At 39.1% G+C, this 15,751-nt stretch carries 12 protein-coding genes, 1 pseudogene and 1 riboswitch; of the genes and pseudogenes, 12 read left to right on the top strand and 1 reads right to left on the bottom strand.

Annotated elements, in window-relative coordinates; genetic code table 11:
- Positions 1 to 212 precede the first annotated feature (212 nt).
- Positions 213 to 324: riboswitch (cyclic di-GMP riboswitch) on the top strand.
- A 256-nt stretch (positions 325 to 580) separates the two neighbouring features.
- From BROSI_RS00125 to BROSI_RS00070, 11 genes are all read left to right on the top strand, one after another.
- Positions 581 to 841, top strand: a complete 261-nt coding sequence (locus tag BROSI_RS00125) for a hypothetical protein (protein WP_052561191.1) — start codon at positions 581 to 583, stop codon at positions 839 to 841.
- Positions 842 to 874: 33 nt separating this feature from the next.
- Positions 875 to 1,147, top strand: a complete 273-nt coding sequence (locus BROSI_RS00120) for a sulfotransferase family protein (RefSeq protein WP_052561190.1) — start codon at positions 875 to 877, stop codon at positions 1,145 to 1,147.
- Between the two features lie 53 nt (positions 1,148 to 1,200).
- Positions 1,201 to 1,527, top strand: a complete 327-nt coding sequence (locus BROSI_RS00115) for a sulfotransferase family protein (RefSeq protein WP_052561188.1) — start codon at positions 1,201 to 1,203, stop codon at positions 1,525 to 1,527.
- A gap of 397 nt (positions 1,528 to 1,924) precedes the next feature.
- Positions 1,925 to 3,313: an O-antigen ligase family protein gene (locus BROSI_RS00105; RefSeq protein WP_157842281.1), complete on the top strand. Its 1,389-nt coding sequence runs from the start codon at positions 1,925 to 1,927 to the stop codon at positions 3,311 to 3,313.
- Between the two features lie 16 nt (positions 3,314 to 3,329).
- Positions 3,330 to 4,214 carry a sulfotransferase gene (locus tag BROSI_RS00100; protein ID WP_157842280.1) on the top strand — a complete coding sequence of 295 codons (885 nt, stop codon included), beginning with the start codon at positions 3,330 to 3,332 and terminating at the stop codon, positions 4,212 to 4,214.
- 33 nt (positions 4,215 to 4,247) lie between these two features.
- Positions 4,248 to 6,479 (top strand): WD40/YVTN/BNR-like repeat-containing protein, encoded by a 2,232-nt coding sequence (locus tag BROSI_RS00095; RefSeq protein ID WP_052561181.1) that lies wholly within the window; start codon positions 4,248 to 4,250, stop codon positions 6,477 to 6,479.
- 171 nt (positions 6,480 to 6,650) lie between these two features.
- Positions 6,651 to 7,721 (top strand): glycosyltransferase family 4 protein, encoded by a 1,071-nt coding sequence (locus BROSI_RS00090; protein ID WP_200891658.1) that lies wholly within the window; start codon positions 6,651 to 6,653, stop codon positions 7,719 to 7,721.
- A 411-nt stretch (positions 7,722 to 8,132) separates the two neighbouring features.
- Positions 8,133 to 9,302: a glycosyltransferase family 4 protein gene (locus BROSI_RS00085; protein ID WP_052561179.1), complete on the top strand. Its 1,170-nt coding sequence runs from the start codon at positions 8,133 to 8,135 to the stop codon at positions 9,300 to 9,302.
- On the top strand, positions 9,299 to 10,636 hold the full coding sequence (locus tag BROSI_RS00080; RefSeq protein WP_052561177.1) for a B12-binding domain-containing radical SAM protein: 1,338 nt from the start codon (positions 9,299 to 9,301) through the stop codon (positions 10,634 to 10,636). The genes BROSI_RS00085 and BROSI_RS00080 overlap by 4 nt, the downstream gene beginning before the upstream one ends.
- Positions 10,633 to 11,529 (top strand): NAD-dependent epimerase/dehydratase family protein, encoded by an 897-nt coding sequence (locus tag BROSI_RS00075; RefSeq protein ID WP_052561175.1) that lies wholly within the window; start codon positions 10,633 to 10,635, stop codon positions 11,527 to 11,529. Before BROSI_RS00080 ends, BROSI_RS00075 begins: the two co-directional genes overlap by 4 nt.
- A gap of 119 nt (positions 11,530 to 11,648) precedes the next feature.
- Positions 11,649 to 12,941, top strand: coding sequence for a glycosyltransferase (locus tag BROSI_RS00070; RefSeq protein ID WP_052561173.1), 1,293 nt, complete (start codon positions 11,649 to 11,651; stop codon positions 12,939 to 12,941).
- Positions 12,942 to 13,088: 147 nt separating this feature from the next.
- Here BROSI_RS00070 and BROSI_RS20635 read toward each other — a convergent pair.
- Positions 13,089 to 13,307 (bottom strand): annotated as a pseudogene (locus tag BROSI_RS20635) (DDE-type integrase/transposase/recombinase); the annotation flags it as partial.
- 134 nt (positions 13,308 to 13,441) lie between these two features.
- Between BROSI_RS20635 and BROSI_RS00060 the strand changes: the two are divergent.
- Positions 13,442 to 15,643: a hypothetical protein gene (locus BROSI_RS00060; RefSeq protein WP_157842278.1), complete on the top strand. Its 2,202-nt coding sequence runs from the start codon at positions 13,442 to 13,444 to the stop codon at positions 15,641 to 15,643.
- The last annotated feature ends 108 nt before the right edge of the window (positions 15,644 to 15,751 follow it).

The following is a 15,751-nucleotide window of genomic DNA, read 5'->3' as shown; positions in this document are numbered from 1 at the left end:
GTATCTTATAATAGACTGCATCCAAATGGTTTATGATAAATATTACACGATAAACATTTTGGTCTTGTTTGTGGCATTCTTTTTGACAATTAAAAGTATGCTTGGTTGATGCCTTCTAAGTCATTTTTTACAAGTTTTTTTAACCTGATCTATGGATAGAATTATTGTTGACATAATTTAACAAAAAATTAGGATTCGTACGAAAAATACCGTCCCGAAAAAGGCAAACCCTGAGTGATCAGGGGGCGCAAAGTAAAGGATCTCGTCAGCCATTTAAGCAGTTTAAACAATTTAAACCGCTCATGAGACAGCCTTACTGCCGAAGATGTATCTTAGAATATCTTTGCAGTAAGGCCTTTTTTTTTGGCATTTTAAAATTTAATTGTATAAGAATTCTCATTTTATTTGAGCGGGTTACAGGGTAGCATGGACTTTGTCGTAAGCGCTCAATCGAACGACAAACTTTGTTTGTCCATGTTTAACTTAAGAAAGGGGGGGTGCATCAAAAAAAATCAATTTGTAAATAGTAATTTTGGAGCGTACTTTTGTTTTTTAATTTAAAGAAGAGAAGGAGGAGAATATGCGTAAAATATGTAGGTTACTGTTACTATCGCAAGCTACTTTGTTATTGCCTGCACTTATTCACGTTGGAGCAAATGCTGCTGCTCCAAGGCTTGTGGAAGAAAATAAAATAGAAATGCAAAAACAAACTCATCAGCTAGAGGCTGCAAAATCGAGAACGATGGAAGAGATGCTGGCGGATAATGCAACCAAGCAACCGCTGCAGGTAAAGGAGACATCATTCCGTCCGCACGGAGAGACTTATATAAAACTTTTATAAACAAGGGGTTATTGCGGCCGGAAAAGAAGTCGTATGAATTCAGTAAAAAAACAATTTTTTATCGTAGGTACCCAGAGGTCTGGTACCACGTTGCTTCGCCTGATCTTAAATACCCATTCTCAGATTGCCATACCGAGAGAATCTTTTTTTTTAATGCCATTTTTACGAAAGAAATATCTTAAACGCTCTATCTCCGGTAGCGCTTTAAGGTCTTTTGGCAATTTTCTTTCATCAAAATCCGACTTTCAATCGACATATGTTGATGGTCATTATAACGATTTTTTTCTCACAATTCTCTCACCATGAAAAATTAACACTAAGGGAGCTTATAGACAGGATATTCTCTGCATATTGCCGGAGTGAAGGAAAAAAGTATTTGGGGTAACAAGACACCCTCTTTTTTCCGGAAAATAGATATTTTACAAACGTTGTTTCCTGATGCTAAGTTTATACACATCGTGCGTGATGGAAGAGATGTGTTTGATAGCTGGCGGAAAATGAATTCCTTCAATGATAATGTTGCCGCTGCTGCCCTGGATTGGAGGTATAAACTATTCAGAATTGAAAAATCTTTTAAGAAAATACCCGAAGAAAATAAAATAACCATTCGCTATGAAGATTTGTTGGAAAATCCTGAGAATACAATAAAATCCATTTGTTCTGTAATAGGGATAGGTCGACTCTAGAGGATCCCACTGCTGGATTTTTATAAGACTAGTCACAAACATACGATACCACATCATTCAGAGTTAATATTCAAACCACTGAACAAGGAAAATACGAATAAATGGAAAAAGAATCTGCTTCCCCGAGAAGTCAAGATTTTTAATATGTTGGCAGGGCATTATCTGAAGAAATACAACTATGAAATTGAATATAATGTTCTAAACGTATCTGATATTTTATTTATGATGATGAGTTTACTCATTGGTTTACCACAACGGCTAATTCGTATAATGCAAGTAAAGAGAATCTTGGGAAGCGCCGTTCGTAAAATGGATGACAACTGATTCATTCAATAATTATCCTTGTATATATCCTCATATGCTAATAAAAAGCGCGATTAATGAAAAATCTCTCAACATGTTTTTTGCAGGGCTGATATCCTGTTTTTTCGGCCTCATGATTTTACAGCACGATTTCAAAGCCTTTGCCATACTGGGCGCCATGGTCTTTCTGCTTATTTTTTTTACTAAGATAGAGTATGCCTTTTATTTTCTTTTGGCAAGCAGAAGTATTGTTGATGTCTTTTATGATGTTGAAGCAGCTGGAGATATTAGAATAACGCAATATATGGGAGTTTCAGTCGCAGCGCTTTCTTTATGTTATTTTCTTTTCTCCGGTTATAATATCTTCCGTTTAAGTGTAAACAAGGTCTATGGCGTCTTCATGGGTTTAAGTATTGTTCCGATATTTTTTACCCAGGACTTCATAACGGGTTTCGGATACTGGCTTAAGTTGCTTCAAGGATTTTTGATCCTTAATATAACTATTTTAGTGGTTCTTCGCGGGGGAGATAAAACTTATAGAAAGAGGATAGATACAATATGCTGGAGTATTTTTATAGCCTTTTTGATACCGTATGCCCTCTTCATAAAGAATTACATGCAGGGAACTTATTATATGATGGGGGGGTATATTCGTTATGGTACCTTTGGTTCTTATGCTAATCTCATTTCTTATTATTTATTGTCAGTCTTTCCCGTTTGTCTTTTTTTCTATTCAATATCTGCAAGAAGTTCCAGGAAAATATTCTGGTTTGTTTTTATGGCGCTGCTGCTTTTTTCAATATATAAAACCTATACCAGAAATGTGTGGATAGGGATAGCTGTTCTGCTTCTTGTATGGAATCTGGTTAGAAAGAATTTTAAGATTACGGCGCCTGTTCTTTGTTTGATTATCTTCATGGCGGTTTTTAACCCTACCGTTCGGGACCGGTTTAGCGATATATATGTAATTTTAAAAACGGGAAATTTTTTTAATCTCGATCCCGATTTATTAAGCGCCAGGGTGGGCATATGGCAATCGAATCTTCATTATTTTCTTAACAATAGCACCATAATGGAGAAGCTGCTTGGCAATGGTTTTGATATTCAATCTGCAATAGCAAATTTGCGTACGAAAGACTCTGTAGAAGAACACAACAATTATTTAACCTTACTAATGACTACGGGGATCTGCGGCTTATCTGTTTATTTGTTGTATCTCTTTACGTTGTTTCGGGAATCTTTTAAATTGTTCCGTTATACAAAGCAGTTCTATTTTAAATGTCTTTCCGTAGTTTTTATCTCCGTTCTTTTTGCTTATGTAATTATATGCTTTTTCACCCATATGCTATGGAAGATTAATTTTCAGTACTATTTTTCGGCTTTTGCCGGTCTTGTAATTGCCGCTAATATCCTGGATGAAAAAAATAGGATCAGCTCCGATGCGCAAAACCCAAAATTCGAGGCAAATGCTAATGTACGTTAAAGCCTCGGGGGGAGGAATGAGCTTGCCAGACTTTCTGGTAGTTGGCGCAGCAAAGAGCGGTACGACTTCCCTTTATTCCTACTTACAACAGCATCCTCAGATATTTATGTCAAAGAATAAAGAGCCGTGTTTTTTCTCCTTTGCGGAGGCAAAGGAAAAGGACGAAGATATTTTTAACCGGATAAATATAGTAAGTGATTTTCATAAATATCTGGATTTATTTAAAGATGCAGGAGATTCACGGATAGCAGGAGAAGCTTCAACGGTCTATTTATATCTCTATGAGGAAACCATAAAAAATATAAAAAAATATCATCCCCATTGGAAAGAATTAAAAATTATCATAATTATTCGTGATCCTGCAGAGAGGGCCTTTTCTCATTATTTGAATGACAGAGCGGGTGGTTTGCTTAATTTTCCTTTTGAAGAGGTAATCGAAAAATGGAAATCAAGGCAATTATCAAAATATTATAACTATATTGATTATGGTTTTTACTATAATCAGATAAAGTCTTATAAAGATACTTTTGACCAGGTGAGAGTATATCTTTTTGAAAATTTAGAGGTGAATTCTAAACAGCTTGTTCATGATTTACTGGAGTTCCTTGGTGTGGATAGCTCTTTCAATATTGAAACTAGCCTGAAACATAATGTATCGGTGGGTGACAAGAATAAACTTTTGGGAAAGCTCATATACAAGCAGAACTTGTTGAAAGAGCTAATCAAAAAATTCCTACCCGCAGGAGCCAGGACAAGCATAAGAAATAAGATTTTGGAAAGCTTTGCTCACAAGTCCCAATTAGAAGGTTCTAACAGAAAACTTCTGAAAGAGATCTATAGAGAAGATATATTGAAATTACAGGATTTGATACATAAGGATTTAACGCAATGGCTAACATAAGAATCAGATTTTTATGTTTATAGAAAAATTGCCATGAAAAAAACAATTTTTCTTTTCATTTGTTCATTAGCTATTTTAAGCGTCTGCATCCTCAAGGCTGATGAAACCAGCCCATCGACGCACGTTAATTATCGTTGGTCCCCAATTAATATCAATGGGGGAGGATTTACAAATTTTGTAATTATTAACCAGAAGGAACCAAACATTGTGTATGCAGGCATTGATGTTGGGGGTATTTACAAGAGCACGGATTATGGAGACTCATGGATGCCGGTTAATAAAGGATTACAGTGGCCCACGGATAGGCTGGCAGCGGCGCTGACAATTGACCAGAAACAGAGAATCATGTATCTCGGAGTTGGTAATTCTCAGAAGGGGGGGATATTCAAAAGTTCAGATCATGGAAAATCCTGGCAACTTTTGACCCGAAAGGTAAAATTCGATAGAATAGGAGTGAGCAGGCCCAAAGGGAGGGGATTAATTGTTGTCGATCCTGGAGATTCTAAAATTATTTATGCAGGTAGTTACAAAGACGGCATTTTCAAAACTACAGATGGGGGGATTACCTGGTTAAGAAAGGGTCTCGATGGGAAATGCGTATCGTCACTCCTGATAAACCCGGCTAATCCACAAATAGTTTATGCATCTTCGGTCATAGGAAAGGAAAGAGGAAAAGATTTTCAGGGAGGCATCTTCAAAAGCAGCGATGGGGGGGATGGTTGGATAAAGATAGGAGATATGATCGGTGATGCGCATCAATTAGTCATGGATCCTATAAATCCCAACATAATATATGCAGCTTGCGGAGGACAAGGAATATTTAAGACAATAGACGGGGGTAATACATGGGTAGCGAAAAATAAAGGATTGGAAGAATTGATGCCAACAAAGCTCAATTTGAGCAATATAAAATATGTTTCATTAACTATTGATCCTCAAAATCCGGAAATAATATATGCAGGATCCGGTGAGCGAAGAGGACAAATCTATAAAAGCGTGAATGGGGGGGATTATTGGGTTAAACTTACCGGTAAGAGAGAAAATATTTACCCTGAAGGTTGGTGGATTAAGGAAACAAATTGGCCGGGGGGCGCCGGATATTTTGCAAATTGCTTGTTGGTCGATCCAACTAACAGCAAACGAATTTATTCCGCAGGGAGATCCGGTATATGGAGAAGCGATGATGGAGGTGTAACCTGGCGCGCAAAGGTAAAAGGTCTGGAAGCTACCTGTCTGCACCAGATAACCTTCGATCCGAAAAAACCGGATATTTTCTTTGTAGGAGCCAGTGATTGGGTATTCCTCCAGAGCGGGGAAAGGGGAAAGACCTTTGAGCGTTCTTTAAAAGGCATTGGCAATTGGGATGAAAAAGAGGATAAAAATATATGGGAAAAATACAGAATGAAAAACGGTTTATGTTTCGCCATTGATCCACGTCATGAAACTTCAACCGTTTATCTGGGGGGAGATGCAACGGAAATAAACAGCGGCACAATTTTTAAAAGTACAAACGGCGGGAAAGATTGGCATGAGGCAAATAAAGGTCTCCCGGTTGCCGGGGTAACAGCTTTGGCTATTGATCCTGCAAATTACGATACGGTATTCGCCGCTCTGACAGAAAAGGGGCTTTATAAAACAATCAATGGTGGAAAAGAGTGGGAGAAAGTTACCACAGGGAAGACAGATACTATTTTCCAAAGAAAAGGGAACTTAATCCTGATTCATCCCAAATCATCCGGGGTAATTTATATTTTAGATAAAGGCAATGGAGTATACAAGACTGTAAACGGTGGCAAAGATTGGGAAATTATCAGCGAAGATTTGCCACAGGATGGCATAAAGGGGATGGATCAATTTGTTGGCGGTATGGCGCTTGATCCTGATAATCCGGATATTGTCTATGTCGGATTAAGAAAACACGGGGTTTACAAGACTACTGACGGTGGAAAAAAATGGAAGAAGGTTACACCGCCTTATATATTCCATGGCGGCGCAATGGGTATTGATCCGCATGATGGCGCCCTCTATCTTGCTTCTGTTCCCGGTGCAGGAGACGAAGATATCAAAGGATTTACATCGGGAATGTATAAAAGTGCCGACGGTGGCAGAAATTGGGTTCCTATCCATAACGATGATTTGTTAACGATTTCTTTAAAGATTATCTGTTTAGCAATAGATCCGCATGGCAAAGGGAAGATATATTTAACTACACAAGGAAATGGGGTTATCGTTGGAGAGCCATATGAATATTCTTCATATAAATAAATTTCATTATTTTCGGGGCGGGGCAGAGGCGGTCTATTTAAATACAGCCCGTCTTTTAGAATCAAAAGGCCACCGTTCCGTTTTTTTTCAATGCATCACCCTCAAAACATCCCTTGCGAGACGAGTTGTTATTTTTTGCCTTATGTAGAGTTACATACTAATAACAGCGGGATGATGTCTAAACTTAAGACTGGCGGCAGAATACTCTATTTTTTTGAGGCAAAGAAACTTCTCTCTCAGTTATTGGATAAATATCCCGTGGATATTGCCCATCTTCATAATATTTACCACCATATTTCTCCATCAATTCTTCACGTGCTTAAAAAGAGAAAGATACCTGTGGTAATGACGCTTCATGACTATAAGATGGTGTGCGCCTCTTACCATCTTCAGGCCTTTGAGAAACCCTGTGAAGCCTGTTATGGCGGAAAATATTTTATGGCGATAAAAAAAAGGTGCGTTAAAGAGTCGCTTGCTAAAACTCTTTTAAGCACTTCAGAGATGTACCTTCATCATAAAGCGCTTGATATTTATGATAATGTGGATATTTTCATTTCCCCAAGCCGTTTTCTCAAAGATAAACTCTCGGAGATGGGGTTTAAAAAAGAAATTGTCTGTCTGCCAAATTATATTGATAGCGAGAAGTTCAGCGGGCTTTCCGGAGATGTAAAGCACGGGAAAGAGGGGAAGGAGAAGACTCTTGTTTATTTTGGAAGACTTTCTCCGGAAAAGGGGCTGCTGACGTTGATTGAAGCGGCTAAAATAGTGTTCCGGGAGCATAAGCACAACAATGGCATTACGGTCAAGATCATCGGAGACGGGCCTATGAGAGAAGAACTCCGGGAAAAGGTCAAGTCCGATGGTATTGATAATGTTAGATTCCTTGGGTATATGAAGGGAGAAGACTTGTATCGGGAAATAAAAAACAGCATGGCGGCAATCCTTCCATCGGAATGGTATGAAAATAATCCCATGTCCGTTATTGAGGCTTTTGCGATGGGCATACCGGTAATTGGCGCAAGGATAGGCGGTATTCCGGAACTCATCAGGGATAATGAGACGGGTTTGACCTTCCAGCCGGGAAATGCGGAGGATCTCAGTGAAAAAATAGAAACACTTTTAGCGGATAGCTCTCCGCTTGCGGAGATGGGAGAAAAAGCCCAAAAATTTGTTGAAGACGAACTCAACCAGGAAAAACATTACCGGAGGCTGATGGAGATATACGGGCAAATTGCTTTGTAAGACTGTGGAAGCAGCGTAATGTTACAAGTATGGGAACGACGTTCGTTTCAGCGCTACTATCGCGAATAAAAAGCCGGGGCATAGATACTTAAGAAGGTTTATAGATTGTGATTTTATTTTGAAATTCCTTACTATAGATTTAATACTATTCAATAAAAGCGCTATAAATCCCGTAGGGATGAAATGATTATAGACGATAGCATAAAAACCAGCCGATAAACCCCGAAGGGGTGATATGATCGTTTTTCCGTGAAATGCCCGGCGTGTCTATTATGTCATCCCCTTGGGATTGGGTGTTGTTTTCGGTTTTTTCATCTATAATCATTTTACCCCTTCGGGGTTCTTGTTTTCATATTCTTAATAAATCACAATAAATAAACACGTTTAGTATAATCACAAGAAAGGGGCCCAATGATCCGCCTGCTTATTCTTGGATGTAAAGATTTTCCGCCATTCTATAACAAAAAAATAATCTCCGGAGGAATGGAAGTATATACGTATGAACTTGTGAAGAGACTTGCCGGACGGCTGGACATATCATTGATCAAAGGGAAAAACGGTAAAATGAACGATAAAACGTTTTCTAAAGATATCAAAGTGTATGATGCTGCAATTTTAGGAAATTCTGTTTTGCAGCCAGTAAGCCTGACCGTTTCCTCCTTCTTTAAGACACTAAAACTCATAAAACAGACCGATGTGATCAATGCACAAACCCCTTTAAGCGCTTTAATTGGAGCCTTTTGCAAGTTCTTTTTGAAAAAACCCTATGTCGTATGCGTTCACATTTTCGGTTCTACAAAAGAGCATGCCGGTAATAATCTTTTTGCCCGTGTATACTTTGTTATCGAGAAATTAACGCTGAATTATGCAGACGCGGTAATTTCGGTGGGGGATTCGCTTGCAAAATTTTTGCTGGATGTTCATAAGCTGTCTCAGGATAAACTCTTTCTGATTCATCCAGGAATGGATTTTCAGGAAGTAAAACCCGATACCGATGTTTTAAAAAAATACGGTATTGGGGATGAGGCCTTTGTATTGCTCTATCTTGGAAGGTTTATTAAAGAAAAAGGAATTTTTGATTTGGTAGAGGCGATAAAAATTTTGAAAACGAGGGGTATTAAGGTTAAGCTGATTTTCGCGGGAAGTGGTGAACTGGTAAAGGAAATCAGAGAAGAATCAAGCCGCTCTGGTATAGAAGAGTATATTTCCGTGATTGGTCCGGTTCTGGGTGACATCAAGAACCAATTAATAAAACGGGCGGATTTGATGATACGGACGTCTTATCACGAGGTATTTCCAATTACGTACTTAGAGGCGATGTCATTTGGAACGCCGGTGATAGCTACGCCCGTCGGTGATGTGCCCTATCTTGCTAAAATATCAGGCGCTATTGAACTGGTGCCAGTAAATAATCCCGAAAAAATTGCAGATAGTATAGCCAGGCTCAAAGCTTCGCCGGCGCAACTACAAAAAATGTCTGAAAGTGGGATAAAATTTATCGAAAGCATTTCGTGGGAAAAACAAGCTGACAAGTTTCAAAGGGTTTTGGAATCTGTTATCGAGAAGAGGCAAACAAGATGAAAATAGCGCTTTTACAAACAAAGTCCCGGAAAAAAGGTTTTGTCAATAAAGATGTTTCAGGCGGCATGGGAACGGTCAGTCATTTTGGCGATTCGTTCATGGCGAGAATTTTGACATTTTTGAAGAAAGAAGGGATTAATTATCCGGTCCTTGCCATGGGCTATCTTGCGGGAATACTGAAAGAACGAGGTCATGTGGTTTCCGTGGTCAGTGATGCAGTGCCTCCGGAGGAAACTGATTTGGTTATTATCTATAGTTCTATAGTGGATTTTAGAAATGAAATCGAGTACGTGAGGAGAATTAAGGAACAGATATGCGCCAAAATTTGTATCGTCGGCCCTTTCGCGACAGTAAAGCCGGAGATTTATTTGCCACATGTTGATTTTGTAATAAAAGGAGAACCTGAGTCATTTTTCATGAAATTTGATTTACGCTCTCCACTTCCAAACGGTATTGTTGAAGCCGGTATCGTAGAAAACCTTGATACATTGCCGTTTCCGGATTGGGAGATTTTCCCCCTGGATAGTTTCAAATATAAGCCCTATTTCATGTTCTCCAAAGGTAAACGGTTTTTTCCTATTGTGTCAAGCCGAGGTTGCACGTTCTCTTGTGCAAGTTATTGCCCGTATCCTATCACGGCTGGGAAAAAATGGCGTGATAGAAGTCCAAACAATGTGGTAGATGAGATTGAGTTCCTCGTAAGGAAATTAAACGCGTGTCTCCTTCTCTTCAGAGATCCCATATTTACCATTAACAAGGAAAGGGTCTCTCTTATTGCAAGAGAAATAATGAAAAGAAACATAGATGTCCATTATGTTTGTGAAACTCACCTGAATTGTCTGGATGAAGCGCTGATTGATCTGCTTTACGATTCAGGATTGCGCGCAATAAAGGTTGGCATCGAGTCTGCCAACAAAACAATCCTGAGCAATACGGGAAGAAAACCAATTAATACCGAACATCAGGAACGAATTTTGAGTTACTGTGACAAAAAGAAAATCGCAGTGACCGCATTTTATATTTTAGGCTTGCCCGACGATACGGAACAATCAATCTTAGAGACGATTGAATACGCCAAAAAACTCAATACCATTGGCGCACAATTTACTATCAGCACCCCATATCCCGGAACACAGTTCTTCCAGGACATGGATAAGGCGAATCTCATTCTGGATTATGACTTTGAAAATTATGATATCCATACGCCGGTGTATAAGCACAAAAATCTTTCCAAAGAGCAGCTAATCAAACTGAAAGGGAAGGCATATAATTCCTATTATTTTAGACTTAAGTGGATATCGAAATTTATTAAGACTAAGGTATTGGCGTCATGATTTTAGTAACAGGCGCCGCCGGGTTCGTAGGTTATCATCTTGTTAATGCCCTGGCGGGACAGCAGAAAAGGGTTCGTTGTTTGGTCAGAAATGAACCGGCAAAAATAAATATTTGCGATAAACACATTGAGGTCATTCAAGGGGACATAAGGGACAAGAAGGTAATAGATAGCGCTGTAAAAGGGGCGCGGCAGGTTGTGCATCTGGCAGCGGTCATACAAAGCCCTGATCCGGAAGTTGTTTGCCAGGTTAATGTAGAGGGAACCCGAAATTTAGTTGAGTCAAGTAGACAATACGGTGTCGAACAATTTGTGTTTTTTAGCACACTTAATGCCGTGTTGCCTGTAAAAAACCACTATTCAAAGTCTAAGGAAAAAGCCGAAGACATTGTTCGGAAATCCGGATTGAATTTTACTATCTTACGGCCATCTGTTATTTACGGCAACGGGGATGACGGAACTATTGCAAGGCTCGTACATGCTGTTAAAAACAGAAAAATAATTTATCTCCTGGGAAATGGAAAATATAAACTTCAACCTGTTTATATTGATGATGTAATAAAAGCAATCTGTGAGACGTTAAACAATTTGTGCCAGTTCAAAGACAGGACGCTGTTTTTGGTGGGGAAGGAAATCGTTTCTTATACCGGGCTTGTTGATGTAATTTCTGAGATTATTGGTGTTAAAAAATATAAATGCTACATCCCTCTATCGGTTATAGATATTATAATAAAAGTATTTTCGCTGTTTTCCAAAAAAGGGATTCAACTCGAAGATAAGCTAAAAACGTATCCCCATGATAAAATAATAGTTGATAAATTGTTGCAAAAGGATATTTTTCCGTTACAGGTGACACCATTAAAAGAAGGTCTTTCCAGGTATATTGCTAATTAAATTATACTTGTTGCCGATAATTATTAGGGCAATATGCCTGTTTCCATAACATAAATATACCCAAAAAACCGTATATACACAAAATAAGATAAAATATCTTGACTGATAAGGCTATTTTTATGGGGAAAAGACTTCTTTTGATTTGTCACACGTTCCTTCCTATCGCCGGCCCGAGAGCCTTGCGTTGGGGGCAGTTTGTTAAATATTTAATTTGTCAGGGGTACGAAATTGATATCCTAACAACACTCGCGTCAAAAAAACATCCTGCTTATGATGAAAAGCTGCTTGATGCCATCCCAAAAGAGGTAAATGTCATTCGCACCTACCCGGGTCCAATTTATAGCTTTAGTTACGATCATTTACCTCCAAAAAGTAATGGAGTGAAGACCTTCGGGACATTTCTTCAAACTACAGTGCGAAGCCATATAAAGAAAGCTTTTACCAGGATTGTCGAACCCCTCCTCATCCCTGATAAATGCATCGTATGGCTGCCTTATGCGCTTATTGCGCTCCTGAAACTGAAAAAAAAGAAGTATGATCTCATTATTTCATCAGGGTACCCTTTTACCGATCATATCCTTGGTTATTATTTCAAAAAGTGGACAGGAACCAAATGGATTGTTGATTATGGAGATCCCTGGTCATTCTACCCGGGCTTCCATCGATGGAGATATTATATCGATAAACACATTGAAGGGCGCCTATTAAAAAACATAGACCATATCATAGTAACTACAGAATCGACGGCAAAAGGTTTTGTAAAACATTATCCGTTTCTCGACCCTAAAGGAATTGATGTTATTTCTCAGGGTTGTGATATTCGGAAATATCAGGAAATAATACCTGAAAAAGGTAAGATATTTCGTATAGTTTACACAGGTTCGTTTTATAATGGGCTTCGTGAGCCATACGTTTTTTTTGAAGCGATTAAATCCTTAAGCAATCAAAATGTGGAAGTATTAATAGCCGGGCATATTGACTCTCACTACGCTAAATGGGTCGAAGAAAAGCAATTGAACACAAAGATTATCTTTCTTGGCCATCAAAATTCCCAAAAAGTTATCGCATTACAAAAAGGCGCTGATGTATTATTGCTCTTTGGATGGTTGAATGGTTATCAGATACCAGGGAAAATCTATGAATACTTTGGCGCGCAACGTCCTATTTTAGCGATTAAATATGATGAGCAAGATATTGCGGCGAAGATCATTAGTAAACAAAAATGTGGTGTGGTGGTGAATAATAGAAAAGAAGATATAATCAATGTCATTCAGCATTTGTATAATCTGAAACAGTCGGGACAAATTGAAAATCATTTTGATCATTCTTCTCTGGCAGAATATGATTGGCAATCGTTAGCGAGGAAACTGGAAAAAACCATTGATGGTGTTATTGAACATGATAAGGAATAGCCTTAGTCAGTGACTTTTCCGGTAATAAGAGTCATTTCAGTTGAAAAATTTACTGGCCAATAAACACCAAACCCATGTTTCTCTCAAGGAAGCACAGATATACATCCAAGTCGGGAATGGATAAACCAGCTATCCCCTTGCTTAAGAGATACCCGTAAAATCATTACTTGTAAACTGCGATTCCTGGTCACTGTTAAATATTCCAGGACAACCTTTCTTCAAGACATCCTCCAATGCCTCTACTCAAAAATGAACATCCAGCGAATTATTTAACCTCCACAACAGAACATATCGACTATACCAATCAAGGATAGCTACAAGATACAAGAACTCCTCTTGGAGCCTTATATAGGTGCTCCATACTTGCATTAACTTCTGTACTCTTTCTCTTCCTATCACAAGATTTAGTTGTAATAGTTGCCAAGCTGATAACCATATGACATATTGTATGCGTTTCTGTTGCAAACAACCTAAAAATCTTTTTGTTGGGAGAAATAATTATGAAAATTACAAATAGTTTTTTAGCATTTGTGTTTTTAGTATTTACCCAAGGGTTTTTCTTAGCTGGAACAGGATTCGTGTCCATGGTTTCAGCAGACGATGGCTGGAAGAATTTCTACGGCATTGCCTGGACAGGAACATCGTCAGAGCATGCAAAATATGCAAAACAAATGGGATATGATTCTATAGCAATACAGACCAATACTACCTATAAAGGTAAGCAAGACTACGCTAATCTTAAATTCTATTTTATTGATCTCAAGAACTGGGCTTTTGACTTATTTGGATATGAAAGGTTTATAGATACTACGAAAACTTATTCACAAGCAGAAAAAGATTTTTACAAACAACACATGGTGTGGAAAAGTTATGACACGTTCCCCTATAATTTGGCGTCAGGTTGGTTCCAAGGCACCTCCACCAAATTTTCCGCCATGTGGGATTTTCAACAACAGGCAGTTATTGATATGGTTGTCGAGAAAATCATGACGATGTTTCATGACTATGAAGACGCAAGTTTGCCATTTACCTTTGCAGGATATATGGAAGATGAGCCAAGTCTCAATGGCATTTTTTATCGTTGGGTGAAAAACAGGAATAGTGTAACTTCTTTATCCTATTGGACAGGGATAGAATCCGGATTGAAACATGATGCCATTGTACATAAGTATGCAACATATCAAGAAGGAAAAGCTGCATTTTTCAAGAAATTGCGGGAGAGAATGCTGCAAGATTTTCCAGATGCTAAATGGATTGGAGAACCTTATAGTATGTACTGGGGGTGGGTAAATGTGATAAAAGATTGTGCCGATAAAGATGTTTTGACTCCCGATATGTTAGTGCAAGAAGGTTCGAACACTGAATTTGTCGATGATGATAGGATCTTTAATTCAGGGGTAACCATTACAAAAGATATGGTAGGTGTTACTCAACCGAATAATGTTAATGAGTATGAAAATCGTCTTTATGCAGCCAAGGCAGGCATTAATGGGGCATGGTATAATTGGTTTGGGAGATTCGGAGGCACGGGAAATATGCCGAATTTCAAGAGTATCACAGAGGTTTATCCAAGACTTAAACTCATACGGTGCTTGCCGAATTGGGACAATTTAAATAATGTTCCTCTCACCGATCGTTCATGGGATGGCAGTGTGTATCGGAGCACAAAGAGTTATGCCAGCAGCGATGTCATGTATTCACGTCAGCCGAAGACAGGAAAACTCTTTGCGGTGTTTAACACAACGAATGGGGTGGTAAAACTCAATGCGGGTGAGGCGGTCACTGGAGTACAACGTGCCGATAGCTACTTTATTGAGTCCGGTGATGGGAGCGCAGATGTCGATATCCTTGGCGATGAAATAAGGTTAAAGAGTGGGGTTGGCATTGATGTCGATGCAACCAACGGTCAGGTGAAGGGGAGGGGGTACATTTTTACATTATCAACATCAACCGGTATAGCCCCTAATGTGACGACGGGGTCGGCGACCGATGTGACGTCAAATTCTGTCACGTTGGGAGGCACAGTAAATGCCAATGGCTTATCAACTACAGCATGGTTTGAGTATGGCACAACAAGCGGGACATATGGCAGCAAGTCATCGGCGCAGGGTGTCAGCGGTTCAAGCAATACAGCGATAAACATGGGTGTAAACGGATTGTCGGCGGCAAAGACGTATTACTACAGATTGGTGGCAAAAAATAGCGCCGGAATCAAATACGGAGGCGAAAGGTCCTTTACTACCAACCCCACAACAACCAATCTTGCCCCCAATCCTGGCTTTGAAACAGACCCCATGGTAAACTACTTTACCGATGGCAATGGAGCATTCACCTGGACTGCTGATGCTGCATATACCGGAAGTCGATCCCTCAAAATAGTTTCTAGCCAATCAACTGGAACATTTGCGCGCTGGATGAGCAAAACGACAGAGATTGGGGCCTTCGCCGGCGCTTATTATACAGCTTCTGTCTGGATGAAGGCGGGCAGTATAAATCAATATGGAAAACTCGTCATAAACTTCTGGGATTCCTCCTTAAAGTATTTGGGAGGCTATAAATCATCCGGCCTGGTAAGCGGTACGTCGGGTTGGACGAAAATTACCGTTCAGGGTACGGCGCTATCCAATGCGGCATATTTGCGGGTAGAATTCAGGCTCTATGGGCCTGGAACCCTATGGATTGATGATGTAACGATAAAATAAAAACTATTTTAGAGGAAAAGGTTCTTCGTTATAAATAAACCGGCATTGTAAAAATTTATTATATTATTTCTTGACATAAAATAATATTTATGCTAAAAAGGAGAAAAT

The organism is Candidatus Brocadia sinica JPN1 (assembly GCF_000949635.1).
Lineage (GTDB): Bacteria > Planctomycetota > Brocadiia > Brocadiales > Brocadiaceae > Brocadia > Brocadia sinica.
The sequence above is the reverse complement of the archived record's forward strand: the minus strand, read 5'-3'. Positions and strand labels throughout refer to the sequence as shown.